Raw genomic sequence first — 20,844 nt, 5'->3', positions numbered from 1 at the left:
CCCCCCTTCCTGCCCTGGAGAACCGCATGTCCCGCATCGCCGCACGAAGTTGGACCAGGCGCGTCACCGTCCAGGTGCTCGCCGCCGTACTCGCCGCCGCCGGCCTGGCCACCCTCGACCGGCCGGAGCCTTCGGCGCCCCTGTCCGCCGAGCCGGCCGCCGTGAGCACCTCTCAGACAGGTGTCACCCCGCCGCCGATGGGCTGGGCGTCGTGGAACAGCTTCTTCAGCAGCATCGACCACAACGTGATCAAGCAGCAGGCCGACGCCCTGGCCTCCTCGGGTATGGCCGCCGCCGGCTACAAATACGTCAACCTCGACGACGGCTGGTGGCAGGGCCAACGCGACGCGAACGGCAACATCGTCGTCGACGAGAACCTCTGGCCCGGCGGCATGAAGGCCATCGCCGACTACATCCACGGCAAGGGCCTCAAGGCCGGCATCTACACCGACGCGGGCAAGAACGGCTGCGGCTACTACTACCCCACCACCCGGCCCAAGGCGCCCAACACCGGTATGGAGGGCCACTACCAACAGGACCTGGAGACCTTCCAGCGATGGGGCTTCGACTACGTCAAGATCGACTTCTGCGGCGGCAAAGAGGAGCGCCTGGACCAGGAGACCACCTACAAGCAGATCGCCGCCGCCAACGAGGCCGCCTCGGCCGTGACCGGTCGAGGGCTGGTGCTGTCGTTCTGCGAGTGGGGCTCCGGACTGCCGTGGAACTGGGCGCCGGGATACGGCGACCTGTGGCGCACCAGCGTCGACATCCTGCAGAAGGACGAGACCCCGCAGCTGACCAAGATGTACTACAACTTCGACGAGGCTCTGCAGCCCGCGGCCCAGCACACCGGCTACTACAACGACCCCGACATGCTGATGGTCGGCCTGAACGGAATGACCGCCGCCCGCAACCGGCTGCACATGAGCCTGTGGTCGATCGCCGGCGCCCCCCTGCTGGCCGGCAACAACGTCGCCACCATGAGCGCGGAGACCCGCGACATCCTCACCAACCCCGAGGCCCTCGCCATCAACCAGGACCCGCGCGGCCTGCAGGGCGTCAAGGTCGCCGAGGACACCCGGGGCCTGCGGGTGTACGGCAAGGTGCTCTCCGGCACCGGCAAGCGCGCGGTCATGCTGCTCAACCGCACCGGCTCCGCCGCGAACATCACCGTCCGCTGGGCCGCCCTCGGCCTGACCCCGGACTCCGCCACCGTGCGCAACGCCTGGACCCGCACCGACGCCGGATCGTTCGCGACCAGCTACACCACCTCTGTCCCCGCGAACGACGCGGTACTGCTGACCGTTTCCGGCACCGAGGCCTCCGGCAGCACCTACGAGGACACCACTACTGCCACCACCCCGACGTTCAGCAATGTCACCGCCTCCACGGCGGGCACCAAGCTCGTCGACGTCACCTACGCCAACGGCGGCAGCACCGCCCGCAAGGCCGCCATCCAGGTCAACAACCAGTACAAGTACGTCGTGGCCTTCCCGCCCACCGGCTCGGCCACCACCTATCGGACCGTCTCCCTGCTCGCGCACCTGGCCAAGGGGGCGAACACAGTCAGATTCGCGGCGGTCTCCGGCAGCACTACCCCCGACATCGACGCCCTCCGCGTCCAGGGCATCCCCGGCACCGACGGCGCGGCCCTCGTCGGCGCCGCATCCGACCGCTGTGTGGACATCGACAAGTACGCCCACATCAACGGCACCAAGCCACAGTTGTGGGACTGCTCCGGCGGACGCAACCAGACCTTCCAGCAGACCTCGCGCGGCGAACTCGTCGTCCACGGCGACAAGTGCCTCGACGCCGTGGACGATAGCGAGGACGACAAGGTGGTCATCTGGGACTGCCACGGCGGCACCAACCAGAAGTGGACCGTCCACGCGGACGGCACCATCACCGACCTCAACGGCAAGTGCCTGGACGCCTCTGGCGCGGCAACCGCCAACGGCACCCAGCTGATCCGATGGCAGTGCAAGGGCCAGGCCAACCAGAAGTGGACCCTCTCTTGACCTCGCCCACCTCAAGGAGCGGCGGGACCACGAGACCAGTCGAAGTGACAGATGCAGACGTAACCACCGGGACGGAGGCTGAAGACCCGAACAGAAAGGCAGGGCACTCCATGCCGGACGAGGTCTCCCCTCATCCCAGTCGCCGCGTCGTGGTCGGCGGTGGGCTGGCCGTCGGAGCCGCCGTGGCGGCGGGTTCGTACCTGTCCGCGACATCGGCGGAGGGCACGCCCGCTGCCGAAGCGAGGCGACAGGTCTTCCTCACCGTCAACGGCGAGCGCCTGAGGCTCGCCGTCGACCCGCGCAGCAGCCTCCTCGACACCCTGCGCGACGAGGTCGGCGTCACCGGCCCCAAGAAGGGTTGCAACCAGGGGGCGTGCGGGGCGTGCACCGTGCTGCTCGACGGACAGCGTGTCCTGTCGTGCCTGACCTTCGCGGTCCTGCACGACGGACAGGAGGTCACCACCGTCGAAGGCATCGCCGACGGCGACCGCCTGCACCCCGTGCAGCAGGCCTTCATGGACCACGACGCGTTCCAGTGCGGCTTCTGCACCTCCGGGCAGATCATGTCGGCTGTCGCGCTGCTCGAGAAGGAGCAACCGGGGATCGCCGAGGACCGCATCCCGGAAGCCATGAGCGGCAACCTGTGCCGGTGCGCGGCCTACTGCAACATCAGGGACGCGATCACGTCGGCCTCGGCCACGATGGCGAAGGGGCGGTAGGCGTGGAGCCGTTCGAGTACGTTCGCGCACGAAGCGTCGGCGAGGCGGTCGGCCTCCTCGCCCGTCACCCCGAGGCAGAGGTGATCGCCGGCGCCACCGATCTGATCACCCTGATGCGCGACGGCGTCCGACAACCGAGCCATCTCATCGACCTCAACGGGCTCGCCCTCGATGAGATCTCCGCCCTGCCGGACGGTGGGCTGCGCATCGGTGCACTGTGCCGCAATGCCATTGACGACCCGCGGATTGTGCGGGGTTTCCCCGTCCTTGTCGAGGCGTTGCGCTCGGGTGCGTCCCCGCAGATCCGCAACCGCGCCACTTTCGGCGGCAATCTCCTGCAGCGGGTGCGCTGCCCCTACTACCGGCAGCCGGAGTTCGCCTGCAGCCGCCGCGAGCCGGACTCCGGCTGCGCGGCACTGGACGGTGACAGCAGCCGACACGCCATCCTGGGCACCAGTGGCTCCTGCATCGCCGTCCATCCGTCCGACTGCGCCGTCGCGCTCCAGGCACTCGATGCCGAGATCGTCGTCCGGGGGCCCCGTGGGCAGCGGCGTGTCCCGATCGACGACTTCCACCGGTTGCCGGGCCGCACACCCGAGCGCGAAGTCATGCTGCGCGACGACGAGATCATCATCGCGGTCGAGCTGCCGGGCCGTGCCTCCTCGGCGCATTCCCACTATGTCAAGTTCCGCGAACGCGCCTCGTACGCCTTCGCGTTGGCGTCCGCCGCCGTCGCCGTGGAGGTGCGCGGCGGCACGGTCCGCTCGGCCAGGATCGCGCTGGGTGGCGTCGCGCCCAAGCCGTGGCGTGCGAGGGCGGCGGAGCACGCCCTGCTCGGCCGGCCATTCGGCAAGGACGCCATCGACGCGGCCGCCCGCGCGGCGACCGGTGGCGCGGCCCCGCGTCCCGACAACAAGTACAAGGTGAGCCTGGCCCAAGCGGTCGTGCGGCGGGCCCTCACCGAACTCGGAGGTGCGCGATGACGTTCAGGGCCGAGGTTCCCGAATCCGGGATCGGCGCTCCGGTCAACCGCGTCGAGGCGCGCGACAAGGTCACGGGCTCGGCCCGCTACACGGCGGATGTGCGCCTGCGGGGCATGGTGCACGCCACCGTCGTCACGAGCACGATCTCCGCGGGCCGGGTGCGCCGCATCGACACCGGACGGGCCCTGTCCGCGCCCGGCGTGCTCACCGTCATCACCCACCGCGACCGGATGCCCTGGCGGGGCACCCCCGCCGACACCGGCTATCTCGAGAATCGCTTCCCGCTCGCCGACGACAAGATCACCTACTACGGGCAGCACCTCGCGATCGTCGTCGCCAGGAGCCTGGAGCAGGCCCAGCACGCGGCGTCACTCGTGGACATCGAGTACGAAGAGCACAAGCCCGTGCCCACGATCGACGAGGCGTTGCCCGACGCCTACACCGCGAGCGGGCGCCTCATCCGCCCGCCGTGGCCGCAGCACGTGGTGCTCCCGCCGGGCGCCGACCCGCAGGCGGCACTGGCCGGTGCGGAGGTGCGTACCGACTCCACCTATCGCGTACCACACTTCAGCCACGTGCCGCTGGAGCCGGGCGCCGTGGTCGCCGAGTGGTCGGGCGGCACGCTCACGCTGCACGACTGCAGCCAGGACGTGCACGGCCACCGGGAGGTCGTCGCCGCCGCGTTGGGGCTGCCGCAGGAACGCGTCCGGGTGCTGTCCCCGCTGGTCGGCGGGGCGTTCGGCAACAAGACCGACGTGTGGGGGCACTCCCTGCTCGCGGCGCACGCGGCCAAGGTGGTCCGGCGCCCCGTCAAACTCGTGCTCAGCCGCAAGCAGGTGTTCACTTCGTCGGGCCACCAGCCGCCGATCGTTCAGCGCATCCGGCTCGGAGCCAGCAGCGAGGGCAGGCTCGCCGTGATCCTCCACGACACCGTGAACGCGACCGAGGTGCGCGGCGACCGGCCCGAGCCCGCCATCATTTCCACAGCGGCCTCCTACGCAGCGCCGGTCCTGGCCATGGACGCGAAGATCGCCAAGGTGAACATCGGCCCGTCCATCAGCCTCCGCTCCCCGGGCGACGCCCCCGGCTCCTTCGCCCTGGAGAGCGCCATGGACGAGCTGTCCTACCGCCTCGGCATGGATCCCCTGGAGCTGCGCCGCCGCAACCACCTGACCACGGATCCGCTGACCGGCAAGCCGTGGAGCGCCAAGAACCTCCTTCAGGCCTACGAGATGGGAGCCGAGCGCTTCGGATGGGCCCGCCGCACGGCCGAGCCCCGCTCGATGCGCGACGCCGGCGAACTCGTCGGCTACGGCATGGCCACCGCCGTACGCGGCGAAATCCCCGACCAGGCGCGGGCCGAGGTGGAGATCCGCGCCGACGGAACGGCCCAAGTGCGCACGGCCACGCAGGAGATCGGCACCGGGGCCCTCACACTCGTCGCCCAGATCACGGCGGCGGGCACCGGCGTGCCTCTGGGCAGGGTGTCCGTCCGCGCGGGCGACACCAACCTGCCCAGGACCGCGGGTAACGCCGGCTCGCGCACGACGGGCTACACCGGCTCCGCGGTCCACCTCGCCGCCGAGAAGGCCCGCAAGGCCGCGGTGCGGATGGCCGTCACCGACCCGGACTCCCCCCTGTACGGGCTGGCGGACGGCGAGGTCGAGGCGGCCGACGGGAGGCTGTTCCACCGGGACGACACCAGGCGCGGGGAGACGTACCGTGCCCTGCTCGCCCGCCACGACGGCAAGCCGGTGCTGGCCGACGCGAGCTACACCCCCCGGACCACCCACTCCGTGGCCACCTTCGGCGCGCACTTCACCGAGGTGCGGATCGACCCCGATCTGCCGAGGGTCCGCGTCACCCGGCACGTGGCGGTCTTCGACGTCGGCCGGATCACCAACCACAAGGCGGCCAGGAACCAGGCCCAGGGCGGCATCGTGTTCGGCATGGGCTGGGCGCTGATGGAGAAGCTGACGCCCGATCCGGTCTCCGGCCGGTACATCGACTCCGCGCTCACCGACTACCACATCCCGGTCAACGCCGATGTCCCCGACATCGAGGTGCTGTTCATCGACGAGCCCGACACCATCGCGCATCCGCACGGCAGCAAGGGCATGGGCGAGGTGGTCTCGGTCGGCGTCGCCGCGGCGATCGCGAATGCCGTTCATCACGCCACTGGCCGGCGGATCACCGACCTGCCCATCACCCCCGACAAGCTGGTGGGGTGACGCCGTGCGCGACATACTTCCGCAGCTCGCGGGGTGGTGGCGCGAGTCCCGGCCGTTCGCCCTGGCCACCCTCGTCGACGCGGCCGGCAGCACGCCGTTCCCGGTCGGCACGGCGATGGCCGTCGACGGCGAGGGCACGGTGCTCGGCGCGATCAGCGGCGGCTGCGTCGACGCCGACGTCGCCGCGACCGCGCAGGAGGTGCTGGGCGATGGCCGCCCCGTGCTGCGCCGCTACGGTCCCGCCGGCCCCGACAGCGGACCGTTCGACGTCGGCCTGACCTGCGGGGGCACGGTCACGGTCTGGATCGAGCCGGTGCCGCCGGACGGCACTCGGTGGCTGCCCGTTCTGGCCGAGGCGGTCGGGGCCGGGCGCCCGGTCGCGCACGCCGTCCGCCTGCACGACACCGGCTCATCGCACCTGGTCGTGCTGCCCGAGGTCGGCCGGGAGGGCAGCCTCGGGGCGGGCGAGGCGGACCGCGATGCCGAGGAGACGGCGCGGCTTCTGCTACCCGAAGGCGGCACCGCGGTTCTCAGCATCGGTCCACATCCGGACGTCTTCGTCGCCGCACACGCCTCCCCGCCGATGCTGGCGATCGTCACCTGGACACCGGTGGCCGGGCCCCTGGCCCGGATCGGTGCCGAACTCGGCTACAGGCCGGTCGTTCTGGAGCACCGCCCGGTGTTCGCGGCGCAGGCACGGGACGCCGGTTTGGAGGTGCTTACCGGGCTGCCGCAGACGGCACTGCGCGCCCTGCGCGGCGACGGCAGGCTCGACAGCCGCTCCGCCGTCGTGGTGCTCACGCACGAGGCGCGGGTCGACGTACCGGCGCTGCTGGAAGCCGCCGAGGCGGGCGTCGGGTACCTGGGCGCGACCGGTTCGGCGGCGACGGTCCGGGACCGGAGCGAACGGCTGCGCGACGCCGGACTCGACGAGGCGGGGCTCTCGGCGATCCACTCGCCGATCGGCCTGCCCCTCGGCGGCCGTGCCCCGGCCGAGGTCGCCACGGCGATCGCGGCCCAACTCGTCGCCGTACGCGTCAGCCAACGGCATCCCAGTCCGCGTCGCGCAGTTGCGAGCGGCTGCTGATGCCCAGCTTCGGGAACACCTTGTACAGGTGGTAGCCGACGGTGCGCGGGCTCAGGGAGAGCCGCGCGCCGATCTCCCGGTTGCTCAGCCCCTCCGCCGCCAGTCGGGCGACCTGCAGCTCCTGGACCGTCAGCCGAGCCGATGGATCCCCGCCACGCCGACGGGGCGCACCTCCCGCCGCGCGCAGCTGGGCGCGGGCGCGCTCCGCCTCGTCCCGCGCCCCGAGGCCCGCCAGTGTCTCCAGTGCCGAGCGGAGCTGTGTTCTGGCCTCGCCCTCGCGCCGGCTCCGACGCAGCCACCCCCCGTACAGCAGCGCCGTATGCCCCCGGGCGAGCGGAGCGTCCGCCGCGCCCGGAGCCGAAAGGGCCGCCTGGAAGTGCTTGTCGGCCGTGTCGCCCTCCGCGAGCAGGGCGCGGATGCCGTGCCGGGACAGCTCCGGCCAGGCCAGAGTGGTCCGCTCCGACCACTCCTCGAACGCCCACGCCGAGTGCTTGGCGGCTTCCCTGCGGTCCGCGCGCACCTGCGCCTCCACCACGTCGAGGACGGCCTGCCGGGCCACCTGGCGGTGGGCGAACGGTGAGCCCGGCTCGCCAAGCGCCGCCAGCCGTTCACAGGCCTCCGCGTAGTCGCCGGCGGCCAGGGACAGCCGCCCCAGCGCCCACTGGGCGGTGCCCGCCGCCGACCTGTTGCCCTGCGGCACCGCCAGAGCTTGTGCGCGCTCGGCGTACCCGCGGCACTCCGCCGCCTCGCCGCGCCCGGCGGACAGCAGGGCCAGCACCGCGAGCAGATCCGCCTCCAGGACGGGCTGCCCGACGTCCCGGGCCATCCGCAACCCCTCCTGGGCGTGCGCCTCGCACTCGGACCACAGCCCGATCCGGTACTCCAGGTCCGCAAGCCACGACAGAAGCAGTCCACGGACCGCGAGCATCCCGGACGTCGCGAAACGGTCGCAGGCTTCGAGGATGAAGGACCGGGCCGTCCGAGGGGAGGACCCGAGATTGCTCAGCGCCGCAGGCCATACGTGGCGGTGGGCGTCGTTGCGGCTGAGGCCCTCCGGCGCGGCCTGGAGGATCTGCCAGGGAGTCAGCCCGTCCCGGGGACGGCCGGCGACCGCGTCCGCCAGCCAACTCCCGTACCGCGCATACCCGGGATCCTCACCGCCGGCGGCCTCGATGAGGCGCGCGGCCCGCAGGGCCTCGTCCGTCCGGTCGGCGCGCAGCGCCCCGTCCACCGCCATGAAAGCCAGGATCACGGCCTGCCCGGGGGAGTGGTCGATGAGCGCGGCCGCACTGTCCAGCAGCCGGGCCGTCGCCGCCTGCTGATCGCCGCCCCACAACTCCATCATGCCCCGCAGCCGGCCCAGTTCCAGCTGAGTCCCGGCGTCCGCGGGCTGGGACAGCGCCTCCCTCAGCAGCGGGTGGGCCAGCTGAGGACTGCCCGACTTCCAGGCTGCTTCGGCCGCGGCGGCGAGTCGCCTGGTGCGCTGCTGCTCCGTGGGGCTCAGCAGCGCGGCCCGGTGCAGTACGGCCGCGGCCACGGCGAGCCCGCCCCTGCGGCGCACGGTGGCCGCGCCGGCTTCCAGTGCTTCGGCCAGTTGCTCGTCGGGGCCGGTGGCCGCGAGCGCGCGATGCCACACGGCCCGTTCGTGCTGCCCGCCCTCCGGATGTCGCGTGGCCAACTCGTCGGCGAGGGCGCGATGCGCGAGCGCACGCCGGCGAGCAGAGGCGTCGGCATACACCGCGGCCCGTACGAGCGGATGCGGGAACCTCAGTCGGCCGCTCGACACTTCCTCCAGGTGCCCCGCGGCCTCCACGACGTCCAGTGCCTGCTCGTCGACCGCCAGCCGCCGGGCTGCGGCGAGCACGGTGCCGGTGTGGCCGCTGTCCTCCGCTGCCGCCACCAGCAGGAGGGTGCGGGCCGATTCGGGCAGTTCGCGGGTGCGTTCGGCGAAGACCTCGCGAAGGCGCAGGCTGAGCGGGGCAGTTCCGGTAAGTACGACCTTCTCCGCGACCTCCGCCGGACTGCCGAGCCGTACCAGTTCCTGGAGCGCCAGCGGGTTGCCTCCCACGGCGTCGGCGACGGCGCGCCTGGCCGGACCCGGAGTCCCCCAGCCGTGCTCGTCGAGGAGGGCGGACGCGGCGTCCGGGGTGAGCCCGCGGAGCGTGAGCTGTGGCAGGTCCCGAGTGTCCTCTCCGGCTTCGCGGACGGCGGCGAGGAAGGCGATGGAGCGGCCCTCGAGGCGGCGGGCGGCGAAGAGCAGCACACCGGCCGTGGCCGGGTCGAGCCAGTGCAGATCGTCCGCGACGAGCAGGAGCGGGGTACGGGCAGCGGCCCGGTCCAACAAGGACAGCACGGCCGTACGGACCATCAGATCAGCGGCCGGCGCGGTGGACAGGCCCAACGCGCTGCGCAGCGCGCCGACTTGATCGTCCGGCAGCTCCGGCAGCCGGTCGAGCAGCGGTGTCAGCAGCCGCTGTAATCCGCCGAAGGCCAGGGCGACTTCGGCCTGGACGCCCGAGCAGGTCAGCACACGCGTGCCGCTGCCGGCGGCGGCAACAGTGCGCCGTAGCAACGCGGTCTTGCCGACCCCGGCAGCCCCCTCCACGATCAGCGCTCCGCCCTGGCCCGCACTGGCCTCCGCGACAAGCCGGCTCAGTGCGTGGAGTTCCTTTTGCCGCCCGTGGAGCATGCGGTGAGGCTACCTCTCTGTGTCAGTGGTGGGGGGTGAGGAACGCCTCAATTGGGTCGATGTGTGTGGCGCGAGGATCCCAGGGAGGCTATGGTCAGATAGTAGAACGACCGGTCTTTCTCTAGGGCGGTCCTCTGGGCTGTCCGGGCGGGTCCGCCTCCAGCTGTAGGACTCTCGCGAAGCGCCGGTGCACGTCGAACAGGGATGAAGAACTTCCATGACACCAATCCGCTCCAGGGCAGACTTACCCGTCGTCGTGGTGGCAGGTCTCACACGAGCCTCTGTCGAACCCGGCTGCCTGATCGGATCAGCCTGATCACCTCAGACAGAGTCTCGTGGGCTGCGCGCCTCCCTCTGCGATCGCCGCCCGCACGCTGATCGACGACGAACAGCCGCCGACGCAGGACTTCCTCCCTACGCATATCGACGCCGTGGTCCTCCCCGAACCCTCGGCTCAACCACCGCCTGACAAGGCCCGCACCCAGCCCTGACGTGACCGCCCACGTCGTAGGGCCGATCAACCCTGCCTCCCCGCCGGGCTGATCACCCCTGCCCCGAAGAACCCACGACCCACGACATGACCGGGAGTACGCCCTCGTGGCCACGTTTCTCTACAGACTCGGCCGACTCGCCTTCAGGCGACGGCATTTCGTCGCCCTCATATGGGTGGCACTGCTGACGCTCGCGGGCTTCGCCGCGGCCAGCGCCCCCGCGGCGAGCAACACGTCCTTCTCCGTCCCCGGCACCGAGGCCCAGAAGGCCTTCGACCTGCTGGAACAGCGCTTCCCCGGGATGAGCGCCGACGGCGGCAACGCCCGCGTCGTCTTCAAGGCACCCGCCGGCGAGAAGATGACGGACGCCGCCAACAGGGACGCCGCGCAGAAGACCGTCGACGAGTTGGGCGAAGGCTCCGAGGTCGCCTCCGTCGCCGATCCGTACAAGGCCGACGCCGTCAGCAAGGACGGCACGATCGCCTACGCGTCGGTCAAGTACAAGGTCCCCGGCATGGAACTGCAGGACGGCACCCGGGAAGCCCTGGAGGATGCCGCGCAGGACGCGCGGGACGCCGGGCTGACCGTGGAGGTCGGCGGAGACGCACTCCAGGCACAGCCGGAGACCGGCGCCGGCGAGATCATCGGTATCGCGGTCGCCGCTGTGGTCCTGGTCATCACCTTCGGCTCACTGCTCGCGGCTGGCCTGCCACTGCTGACGGCGCTCATCGGCGTCGGCATCGGAGTCTCGGCGATCACCGCCCTCGCCAGCGCCCTCGACCTGGGCTCGACGACGTCGACGCTGGCCTCGATGATCGGCTTGGCGGTCGGCATCGACTACGCCCTGTTCGTCCTCTCCCGCTATCGGACCGAACTGGCCGAGGGCCGCGAGCGCGAGGAGGCGGCCGGCCGGGCCGTCGGCACCGCAGGCTCGGCGGTGGTGTTCGCCGGCCTCACGGTCGTGATCGCGCTGGTGGGCCTGTCCGTCGTCAACATGCCGATGCTGACGAAGATGGGCGTCGCGGCCGCGGGCACGGTCGCCATCGCCGTGCTCATCGCACTGACGATGATCCCCGCGCTGCTCGGTTACGCGGGTCGGAGGGTCAAGCCGGCAGGCGAGAAGAGCAGGTTCCTGGGCGGCGCCCGGGCCGCGAGGAAGGGCGCTTCGGCCAAGCCCAAGCCCAACATGGGCACGCGCTGGGCGAGGTTCGTCGTACGCCGTCCGATCGCCGTACTGCTCCTCGGCATCGTCGGCCTCGGCGCCGCCGCCATCCCCGCCACCTCCATGGATCTGGGCATCGGGGACGACAGCTCGCTGCCGACCTCGACGACGCAGCGCCGGGCGTACGACCTGCTGTCCGACGGCTTCGGCCCCGGGTTCAACGGTCCCCTGGTGGTCGTCGTCGACGCGAAGGCGAGCGACGACCCGGACGCGGCCTTCAAGCAGGTCGGAGACGACATCAAGGGCCTCGAGAACGTCGCGACCGTGATGCCGGCCGCCCCCAACAAGGCGGGCGACACGGCCACGATCACCGTGATCCCGGACTCCGAGCCGTCGGCGGTCACCACCGAGGACCTGGTGTACGCGATCCGGGACGCGGGCACGGACATCAAGGCCGACACGGACGCGGACGTGCTGGTCACCGGTACCACAGCCATGAACATCGACGTCGCGCAGAAGCTGAACGACGCGCTGATGCCGTACCTGGCCCTGGTCGTCGGCCTGGCGTTCCTCCTGCTGATCGTGGTCTTCCGCTCGATCCTCGTCCCGCTGAAGGCAGCCCTCGGCTTCCTGCTGAGCGTGATGGCGGCCCTCGGTGCCGTGGTCGCGGTCTTCCAGTGGGGCTGGATGGCCGACCTCGTGGGCGTCGACGAGACCCGCCCCATCGTGGCGATCATGCCGATCTTCCTGATCGGTGTGGTCTTCGGCCTCGCGATGGACTACGAGGTGTTCCTCGTGACCCGGATGCGAGAGGCGTACATCCATGGCGAGAAGCCGAGCCAGGCCGTGGTGACCGGCTTCAACCACGGGGCACGGGTCGTGACGGCCGCGGCGGTGATCATGATCGCGGTGTTCGCGGGATTCGTCGGCTCCAGCGAGGCGATGGTCAAGATGATCGGCTTCGGACTGGCGATCGCGGTCTTCTTCGACGCGTTCATCGTGCGGATGGCGATCGTCCCGGCCGTCCTGGCCCTGCTCGGCAAGAAGGCGTGGTGGCTGCCGAAGTGGCTGGACCGGGTGCTGCCGAACGTGGATGTCGAGGGGGAGGCGCTGCGGACGCAGGCTGACTGGGCCCGCTCGTCGGGCTCGCCCGGCTCGGGCGATGCGAAGGGTGCGGGTCCGGATGAGGAGCGGGAACGGGTGAAGGTCTGAGTGCTCAGACCTCGGCGGCCCCCGGTCTGACGGTGTGCGGTGAGCACATCATCAGACCGGGGGCTTCTGCTCCGTTTCAGTCCCCGCCGCTCCGTGTACGGATCCGGTGATGCGGTAGACCGCGAATCGGGTGATCCGCCCGCAGGTGAATCGGGTGGCCCAGTTCCGGCCCCCGTCCGTGTCTCCGACTGGAGAGGATCGCCGGCCGCTCGTGGACCTTGCCGTCGACCCCGTTGAACATCCGCCCGGAGTTCCCGAAGGGGCGAAGTCGTACCGGATCTCAGTCGTGCCCGTTCCCGCGGCCCGACGGGTGCGGGGCCGGCCATCGTCAGTCCATGGCCTCGCGGATGGCGGCCAGGATGGCTTCGGTGTCGGCGCCCAGGGCGCGGGCAGCTGAGGTGAAGTCCCGGGCCAGTGTGGCGAGTTGGTCCGGGCCGGGGCGGGTTGGTTCGGACGGGGGTGTCGCGACCCGGGTGCCTGCCCCACGGCGGGTGCGGATCAGTTTCGCGGCCTCCAGCTCACGGTAGGCGCGGGCCACGGTGCCCGGTGCCAGGCCGAGGTCGGTGGCGAGCTGACGTACGGTCGGCAGGCGCTCGTCCTCGGTCAGGCGGCCGGTGACAATCAGGGCGGCGAGCTGGGCGCGGATCTGCTCGTACGGCGGTACTGGGCTGGTGGTGTCGACGCGGACGGCGAGTGCGGTCATCGTCGGGCCGTCCGGCGCAGCACACCGCGGTGCGGGTGCAGCGGATGAAGGCCCAGTTGGAGACGGCCCGCCTGGTGGTGCGGGCGCTGGCCGCGGTGCCCCGCTGTGTGCTGCTCGACGACCGCATCAGGCTCTGGGACGGCGTCCCGTCGGCGCTGTGGCGCAAGCGGATCGCGCGGCACGCCCGCGACTGCACGCTTTGCTCGCGCCTGCAGGCCGGCCTGCTGCCCGCCGAGTGGCCGGGGCGCTGTCCGGCCTCGCGGGGCTCGCGCCCGTCGGGGGCGACGGCTTGGCCGCCCAGAAAGCAGCCTTCGAGACCGACGTGCGAACGGGTACAGGTGGTCCTTCGGACCTGGCCGTGCACGCAGATCAGGGCAGTCCCGACGAGTTGGCCCAACACAGCGGGAAGGCCGACCCGGGCGCGGGTGGCCGGTACCCCGCCGTCGGGGCGGACACCATCGTTCTTGGCACACCGGGGAGCGGCAATCCGCCTGGACGCCGCAGCCTGCGAATACAACGCTGCATACCGAGGCGGCGTCGTGCCGCCGCGGCCGCCGCCGTCACACTGATCACAGCCGGAGGTACCGGTGCGGCCATGGCCATCCTGTCGCCGGACACCGGGCACCAGCCGGTGCGGGCTATCACCACCCCCGAGGGGAGCCCGAGTCCGCATCCGAATCCTCGACGCGACCGGTCCATGGCGAGACTGCCCGTCCCGCGCGGCGGGCCGCCGGCGTAACGGTCAGGCTGCGTGGCCCAGCACCACCGGCCCCGCGGGCGCCGCGACGCGGGCCGCGGCCGCGTTCACGGGACGGATGGTGGGGACGGGGGCCGCGACCTGTGAGCGGCTTCGCGCGAAGACAACGAGGCGCAGTACCGCGAACCGCCCGATACCAGCGAGTGCGGAGGCGGACAGGTAGACGACCTGCTCAAGCATCACACCGGGTGCCGCCGCCAGTTGCTGCAGGACAAGCATCGCCACGGAGGTGACCGCATACGCGGCCGCCGCGGAACCGGCCGACTGCGCATGCTGGCGCCGGGTCGCGCGCCCGCCTGCGCCGAAGGTGAAGCGGGCATGCAACTCGGTGGCGAGGAGCGTGGAAACCACGGTGATCAGAGCGTTGGCCAGACCCCAGTACATCCAGGAGGCGAGGGCCGTCACGGCGAAGCTGGAGGCGAGCCCTACTCCGCCGCCGAAGAGTACGAAGCGGGCGAAGGCGGTGAAGGTGCCGGGTTCCGCCTGCTGCTGACTCTGCGCTGTCTCCATGATCCGACCCCCTTGCTCGCTCGTTCTTGTGTGTCGTGACTTGACGGTGCGTCATCCCGTCAGGGGGTGAGCCGCACGCGGATGCCCAGCGTGCTGTCCTTTCCCTGGAGCCGGCTCTGGAGGATCATGAGTCGGCCGAGGACGCCGTACTTGCGGGCGATGAGTTTGCGGTAGCGGGCGCCGGTCGCCTCGTCGGTGATCTCGGCGGTGGCGGGGACGTGTTCGCCGGTCGGGTTGCCGCGCAGGTCGCAGGGGCCGACGAGGATGTCGCCGCGTGCCCGGATCCGCTTGACCTTCCAGGAGTCGGCGGGCGTCCGCACGCCCAGCGTGTCGCCGTCGCGTACCACCCACACCGGGGTGGCGACGGGGGTGCCGTTCTTGCGGTAGCTGGTGATGAGCATGTACTTGCCGGCGCCGAACTGCTCCAGCGTGTCGTCCATGATGCGTTCGTGCTCCTTGCTTTTGTGTTCGAGGTCGTTGGCCACGTGGGCGCCGTACCGCATGGTGATGCCTTCTTTCCGGGCTGGGTCAGCTCAGCGGGACGTCGAGGACGGCCTTGCGGTGGCTGAACGTCTCGATGGAGTAGCGGCCGTGGTAGTTGCCCATGCCGCTTTCGCCGACGCCGCCGAAGGGGAGGGTCGGCACGGCGAGGTGGTGCATCGGCAGGCCGAAGTTGAGGCCGCCCGAGGAGGTCTCGGCGGCGAGGCGGCGCTTGGTGGTGTTGTTCTCGGTGAAGGCGTAGAGGGCGAGCGGCTTGTCGCGCTCGTTGATGAACGCGATCGCCTCGTCCAGGTCCGCCACGGTCAGGATCGGCAGGATGGGGCCGAAGATCTCCTCCTGCATCACGGGCTCGTCGGGCCGGACGTCGGCCAGCACGGTCGGGGCGATGTACGTGTCCGCGCGGTCGGTCCGCCCGCCGGTGACCGTACGGCCGGAGGCCAGCAGCGCGGACAGCCGGTCGAAGTGCCGCTCGTTGATGATCCGGCCGTAGGCGTCGGAGGTCTGCGGGTCCTCACCGAACAGCCCCTTGAGCACGACCACCAGGGCGGCCTGCAGTTCGGTCGCGGTATCGGGGTCGGTCAGGACGTAGTCGGGGGCGACGCAGGTCTGTCCGGCGTTGGCGAACTTCGTCTGCGCCAGGCGCTGCGCGACCGTGGTGATGTCGGCGTCCCGGTCCACGAACACCGGTGACTTGCCGCCGAGTTCGAGGACGACGGGGGTGAGGTTCTTCGCGGCGGCGGTCATCACGATGCGGCCGACGGTGCCGTTGCCGGTGTAGAAGATGTGGTCGAAGTGCTGCTCCAGCAGCGCGGTGGTCTCCGGGGCGCCGCCCTCGACGACGGCGGTCGCGTCGGTGTCGAGATACGCGGGCAGCAGCTCGGCCAGCAGCGCCGAGGTGTGGGCGGCATAGTCGGCGGGCTTGACGACGACCGCGTTCCCGGCGGCGAGCGCGCCCGCGACGGGCACGAGCAGCAGATTGACCGGGTAGTTCCACGCCGCGATGACCAGGGCGACACCCAGGGGGTCGAGCACGGTGCGGGCGGTGCTGCCGGGGACTCCGGGCACCGTCACGGGGGCGGGCTGCGGGGCGGTCCACTCCTCCAGGTGCTCCAGGTAGTCGTCGATCTCGACGATCGTGAGGTCGATCTCCATGGCGTCGGCCTCGGCGCGGTTCTTGCGCAGGTCGGCGTAGAGGGCGTCGGCTATCGCCGCGCGGTTGTCGGTGAGCAGGTCGCGCAGGCGGGTCAGCTGCTGCCGGCGCCAGGCCAGGGGCTTGGTGCGGCCGGTGCGGAAGGTGGCGCGCAGCCGGTCCACCAGCGCGGTGGCTTCGGCGGCGGTGAAGGTGTCGTCGAGGGTGAAGGCTGCCTTGGTGTCAGTCACAGGCGTGTCCTGTTCGGTGAGGGGAAAGCCCGGCGGCATCCGGGCGAAGGAGAATCGCGGCCGTACAGGTGGCGCGGTCAGGCAGTGACGGCCGTGCGGGCCGGCGTGGTCTCGGCTTCGTCCGACGCGGGGGGAGTGGTCTCGTCATCGCTCGACGCGGCGAGTGTGTCCGTGGCCGACGAGGGGGACCTCCGGCGGATCGCCAGGCCGACCATCGCCACGCCGATGACCAGCACGAACGCCATGCCGGCCAGGGCGAAGCTCAGGGTGTACTGGCTCTCGGCGGGCAGCGCGGGGACTCCGGCGGGCAGATTGTCGAGCGTGTTGGAGGCGAGCAGCGAGGTGATGACCGCGCTGCCGATCGCACTGCCGGTGGAGCGGGAGATGGAGTTGATGCCGTTGGCGATGCCGGTCTGGTGGTGGGGGACGCCGGCCACGATCAGGGCGGGCATCGCCGCGTAGCCGAAGCTGATGGCAATGCCGACGACCATGCCGGCCAGGATCACCGACGCGGTGGTGTCGTGGGCGAGGGTCAGCCAGGCGAAACCGATGACACCGAAGGCGGCGCCGACGGCGAGGGTGAGACGCGCACCGATGCGGCGTACCAGCATGCCTCCGAACTGGGCTGCGACGAGCGAGACGAGGGCGGAGGGCAGCAGGTAGAGGACGGAGGCGCGCAGGACGGAGGCGCCGAAGCCGTAGCCGGCGATCTCAGAGGGCGTCTGGACGAGGTAGGAGACGCCGATGAACTGCGCGAACATGGCGAATCCGACGAGCAGTCCGGCGATGTTGGTGAAGAGCACCGGGCGGTGGACGAACATCTTCATGTCGACCAGGGGGTCGCGAACCCTGCGTTCGACGAGGACCCAGATGACGGTCATGACGGCGGCGCCGGCGAAGAGGGCGAGCGTGCGGGCCGAGGTCCAGCCCCAGGTGTGGCCCTGCGAGATGGGCAGCAGGAGCAGGATGAGCACGAGGGCGAGGCCGGCGGCGCCGAGCCAGTCGGTGCGCCCGCCGGTCCGGGTGCGGGGCGCGGGTACGGCGACCGCGACCGCGACGAGGGCGGCGGTGGCCAGCGCGGCGGCCAGCCAGAAGACCTGGTGGTAGTCGGGGTTGGCACCCTGGGAGAGGAGCCCGGCGCTCACCAGCGCGAGGCCGCTGCCGAACCCGAGCGTTCCGCTGACCAGGGCCATGGCGCCGGGCAGCCGCGCGGGTGCGACCTCTGCGCGGAGCACGGACAGCGCGAGCGGGAAGATCGCGGTGGCGGCGCCCTGCATCACGCGGGCCACGATGAGCCACAGCAGGGAACTCGTGGTCGCGGCGAGCACGGATCCGGCGACCATCACCACCAGTACGCCGAGCAGGGTCGGCTTCGTGCCGTGCTGGTCGCCGAGGCGGCCCAGGAGCGGTGTGAAGACCGCGGCCGACAGCAGCGTGGCGGTGGTGACCCAGCTGACCTGGGCCGTGGTGGCGCCGAGGTCGTTCTGGATGATGCCGAGGATCGGGATGACCAGGGTCTGCATCATCGACACGACCATGGCGGCGAGGCCCAGCACCAGGACGAGGCTGAGGCTGCCGGTGCGGCGCTCCGGCGCGGTGGCAAGGGAGGACTTCACGGTCTTCTTTCCGGTGGAAGGGTGCCCGAAGGATGGATGCATCGATGGTCGAGGAATCAGACCATTGAGGTGCTCGATGCTTGATGACATCAAACAATAAGAGCTGGTGGATGTCAAAGGTTGGGAGGTTCAAGCTTTTCGCGGTACGCTCGATGCATGTCCCCCATCCCGTCCAAGGCCCAGCTCATGGAGCTGCTCGCCCATTCGGTCAGTACGCACTACGCCGACTTCACGACAGCCGCCGCCGACATGGGCCTTACCTCCAGCCAGGCGAAGACCCTCACGGTGCTGCGTCGCGCGCCCGCCTCGATGCGCTCGCTCGCACACACCCTCGCCTGTGACGCGTCGAACATGACCGGGATCATCGACCGACTCGAAAAGCGCGATCTGGTCCACCGCGAGGTCAGTACCACCGACCGCCGTGTGAAGAACGTCGCCCTCACCGAGACGGGCCAGAAGGCGATCGACACGATCCGCGAGCGGATGGAGCAGACGCAGACCGGCCTGGACCAGCTGTCCGACGAGGAGCGCGCCGAACTCTTCCGCCTGCTGACGGTCGTCTTCCCGCACTGATGCGTGCTGTGCGGGTGCTGGTCCGCCAAACCATCGAGCAGTAACTGCTGCGCCGACCAGGGCCCCGCAAGTGACTTTCGTTTAGACCGACCGGCGAATGGTGGGCTGCCTGGCGGCTGGATGCTCTGGGCACGAGACAGGCACGGGCCTGAGTGATCATGAAGTTCTCTACGCTCAGTGATCACAGGAGGGCCCGTGCCTGCTGTGCCGTCTTGCCTGCTCGAACCCCTGTGGGACCAGTTCGCCGCCCTGCTGCCCGCACGCGATGACTAGGCACCGACCCACCCGCTGGGCTGTCACCGTCGCAGGGTCCCGGACCGGATCGTCTTCGAGCAGATCGTGCAGGCCCTGGTTCACGGCACAGGATACGAGCGCATCGCCAGTCCGGGCTGCTCCGACCGCACCATCCGACGCCGCGTCAAACTCTGGTCACAGATGGGCATAGCGGAGCAGATCCATGCCCTGGCGCTCCAGGCGTACGACCGGATGATCGGCCTCGGACTGGCCGACGTCTCCGTGGACGGCTGCATCACAAAAGCCCCCTCGGGCGGTGAGAAAGCCGGACGCTCCCCGGTCGACCGGGGCAGGCAGGGACTGAAGCGCTCGGTCGCAACCGACGCGGCCGGGGTCCCTTTGGGGATCCTCTCCACAGGCGCCAACCGGCACGACTCGCCGCTCCTCGGCCCTACCCTGGAAGCAACGAAAGCCCAGGTAGGAGCACTCTCAGAGCGCGTCAACATGAACCTCGACCGCGGCTACGACAGTGCCAGGACCCGTACCCTGCTCGACGAGTTCGGCTTCACCGGCGAGATCGCCCGCAAGGGCGTGCCCGCACCGATCCAGACCGGCAAACGGTGGGTGGTCGAGCGTTCTCTCTCGTGGATGAACGGCTACGGCAAACTGGCCGCTGCACCGAGAAGAACGGCAGCGACGTGGACTTCTGCCTCGCCGCCGCATTCGTCACGCTCCGCATGCTCATCCGACGCTCGACAAGCCGCTATCGCTGGGACGGCCGCCCCACCACCCGACGCCTCCAGTGATCCATTTGCCGGTCGGTCTTAGGCCACGTCTCCTTGAACCAGCCGGTCACTGCGTCCTCGTCGCGTTCGGCGGCCCGGCGCTGCGGGCTGCAACGCATCTCCTGCGCCTCCGCGCTGATCAGCATCCGCACCTGCGGCACACCCAGGAAGTCCTCGCCCCGGCCCGCCGACGCGTGAACGTCCTGTGGGCTCTCATCCGCGACGGGTTCCGCTATTCGCACCCCCCGCATAACGAACGGATAACGCGCCAGGACGGTAGAGCGCGGCCGCGCTCCTCAACGGGTGACAGCTCCCTTTGGGGCGCTCGTGCGATGAGCGTCGCTCGGGAGCCCCGTGCAAGTTCGGAGTTCGCTCGCACCGTGGAGCCGCTCCACCACCGGAAGGACCCCTCCCATGCGTGTGCCTCGCGGCGCCCTGCTCATGTCCGCCGCCTGCACGTCCGTCGCGCTGGCTGCGACGGCACCGTCCACCGCCGCTGCCGCGGACGGCCCCGCCCAGCGGCGGATCCAGATCGCGCTGATCAACTTCAGCGACAGCTCCTTCGCTGACCCCGCGAAGGCCAGGAGCAACGCGCAGAACAGCTACTTCGGCAAGACCCGGTCCCTGAACTCGTACTACAGCGAGGTGACCCGGCAAGCCACCCCGTTCAAGCCGGCCGCGGGGGGTGAGGGCGGAGTGATCGGCCCGATCAATCTCGACCTGCCGGCCGCCGGCTGTGACAAGGACTCGATCTATGGGCTGACGAAGAAGGCGCTGGAGGAACAGGGCTTGACGTGGGTGGACGAATTTGATCACCTGTCGCTGGTCTTCCCCGGCGAGAAGGCGGGCTGCGGCTTCGGGGGACTCGGCTCTCTTGGCGGCGGCGTGACCTGGCTTCCGACCGGCGACGGCACAGTCGACCAGACGGTGATATCCCACGAGTTGGGCCACAACCTCGGCTACGGCCACCAGATGCGGATCCGCTGCGAGGACTCGGACCTGGCGAGCTGCCGGGACACGGAGGATTACAGCTTCAAGACCCCCATGGGGGGAGGCGGCGTGGGCGTGGGCCTGACCGCGCCCGAGCTGATTCACTCGAAGTGGCTGTCGGACAGGGAAGCCGTGAAGGTCACCAAATCCGGGACGTACGCGATGCGTTCTCTGTATGGACCGGGTGACGGCGTGCGCGCGCT

General features: G+C 70.7%; 14 protein-coding genes and 1 pseudogene. 9 read left to right on the top strand and 6 right to left on the bottom strand.

The genetic code is table 11. From position 1 onward, the window contains the following. The first annotated feature begins 26 nt into the window (after window positions 1-26). The 5 genes from ACZ6D7_RS42780 to ACZ6D7_RS42760 all read left to right on the top strand — a co-directional run bounded on the left by ACZ6D7_RS42780 (window position 27) and on the right by ACZ6D7_RS42760 (window position 7,038). Window positions 27-2,018: a ricin-type beta-trefoil lectin domain protein gene (locus tag ACZ6D7_RS42780; protein WP_469503142.1), complete on the top strand. Its 1,992-nt coding sequence runs from the start codon at window positions 27-29 to the stop codon at window positions 2,016-2,018. A gap of 110 nt (window positions 2,019-2,128) precedes the next feature. Beyond that, the gene (locus ACZ6D7_RS42775; protein WP_469503139.1) at window positions 2,129-2,737 is read left to right on the top strand and encodes a (2Fe-2S)-binding protein; all 609 of its coding nucleotides are present in this window, start codon (window positions 2,129-2,131) and stop codon (window positions 2,735-2,737) included. Next, entirely contained in the window at window positions 2,668-3,720 is a 1,053-nt protein-coding gene (locus ACZ6D7_RS42770; RefSeq protein WP_469503137.1) for an FAD binding domain-containing protein, read from the top strand. Before ACZ6D7_RS42775 ends, ACZ6D7_RS42770 begins: the two co-directional genes overlap by 70 nt. Then, window positions 3,717-5,951: a xanthine dehydrogenase family protein molybdopterin-binding subunit gene (locus ACZ6D7_RS42765; RefSeq protein WP_469503134.1), complete on the top strand. Its 2,235-nt coding sequence runs from the start codon at window positions 3,717-3,719 to the stop codon at window positions 5,949-5,951. The genes ACZ6D7_RS42770 and ACZ6D7_RS42765 overlap by 4 nt, the downstream gene beginning before the upstream one ends. A 4-nt stretch (window positions 5,952-5,955) precedes the next feature. After that, window positions 5,956-7,038: an XdhC family protein gene (locus tag ACZ6D7_RS42760; RefSeq protein WP_469503133.1), complete on the top strand. Its 1,083-nt coding sequence runs from the start codon at window positions 5,956-5,958 to the stop codon at window positions 7,036-7,038. On the opposite strand, the gene ACZ6D7_RS42755 is transcribed toward ACZ6D7_RS42760, so the two are convergent. Beyond that, window positions 6,989-9,727 carry a helix-turn-helix transcriptional regulator gene (locus ACZ6D7_RS42755; RefSeq protein ID WP_469503131.1) on the bottom strand — a complete coding sequence of 913 codons (2,739 nt, stop codon included), beginning with the start codon at window positions 9,725-9,727 and terminating at the stop codon, window positions 6,989-6,991. The genes ACZ6D7_RS42760 and ACZ6D7_RS42755 overlap by 50 nt on opposite strands. A gap of 597 nt (window positions 9,728-10,324) precedes the next feature. On the opposite strand from ACZ6D7_RS42755, the gene ACZ6D7_RS42750 reads away from it, so the two are divergent. Further along, window positions 10,325-12,592 carry an MMPL family transporter gene (locus ACZ6D7_RS42750; protein ID WP_469503129.1) on the top strand — a complete coding sequence of 756 codons (2,268 nt, stop codon included), beginning with the start codon at window positions 10,325-10,327 and terminating at the stop codon, window positions 12,590-12,592. A gap of 328 nt (window positions 12,593-12,920) precedes the next feature. Here ACZ6D7_RS42750 and ACZ6D7_RS42745 read toward each other — a convergent pair whose 3' ends face one another. The 5 genes from ACZ6D7_RS42745 to ACZ6D7_RS42725 all read right to left on the bottom strand — a co-directional run bounded on the left by ACZ6D7_RS42745 (window position 12,921) and on the right by ACZ6D7_RS42725 (window position 18,101). After that, window positions 12,921-13,295, bottom strand: coding sequence for a GntR family transcriptional regulator (locus ACZ6D7_RS42745; RefSeq protein ID WP_469503126.1), 375 nt, complete (start codon window positions 13,293-13,295; stop codon window positions 12,921-12,923). A 742-nt stretch (window positions 13,296-14,037) separates the two neighbouring features. Continuing rightward, window positions 14,038-14,562, bottom strand: a complete 525-nt coding sequence (locus tag ACZ6D7_RS42740; RefSeq protein WP_469503124.1) for a GtrA domain-containing protein — start codon at window positions 14,560-14,562, stop codon at window positions 14,038-14,040. Window positions 14,563-14,621: 59 nt separating this feature from the next. Next, window positions 14,622-15,002 carry a PPOX class F420-dependent oxidoreductase gene (locus ACZ6D7_RS42735; protein WP_469503233.1) on the bottom strand — a complete coding sequence of 127 codons (381 nt, stop codon included), beginning with the start codon at window positions 15,000-15,002 and terminating at the stop codon, window positions 14,622-14,624. Window positions 15,003-15,090: 88 nt separating this feature from the next. After that, a complete protein-coding gene (locus ACZ6D7_RS42730) occupies window positions 15,091-16,443 on the bottom strand; it encodes an aldehyde dehydrogenase family protein (RefSeq protein ID WP_469503122.1) in 1,353 nt (450 codons plus the stop codon). 77 nt (window positions 16,444-16,520) lie between these two features. Further along, a complete protein-coding gene (locus tag ACZ6D7_RS42725; protein ID WP_469503120.1) occupies window positions 16,521-18,101 on the bottom strand; it encodes an MFS transporter in 1,581 nt (526 codons plus the stop codon). A 114-nt stretch (window positions 18,102-18,215) separates the two neighbouring features. On the opposite strand from ACZ6D7_RS42725, the gene ACZ6D7_RS42720 reads away from it, so the two are divergent. The 3 genes and pseudogenes from ACZ6D7_RS42720 to ACZ6D7_RS42710 form a co-directional block, all read left to right on the top strand. After that, the gene (locus tag ACZ6D7_RS42720) at window positions 18,216-18,632 is read left to right on the top strand and encodes a MarR family winged helix-turn-helix transcriptional regulator (protein WP_469503118.1); all 417 of its coding nucleotides are present in this window, start codon (window positions 18,216-18,218) and stop codon (window positions 18,630-18,632) included. Between the two features lie 195 nt (window positions 18,633-18,827). Beyond that, window positions 18,828-19,672: pseudogene (locus ACZ6D7_RS42715) on the top strand (IS5 family transposase). 420 nt (window positions 19,673-20,092) lie between these two features. Beyond that, window positions 20,093-20,844: hypothetical protein (locus tag ACZ6D7_RS42710; protein WP_469503116.1), on the top strand; the 752-nt coding region annotated here is incomplete at its 3' end.

This window comes from Streptomyces sp. NPDC041784, assembly GCF_055591025.1.
Note: the sequence above shows the minus strand (reverse complement) of the source record. Positions and strands in the feature narration are given on the sequence as shown.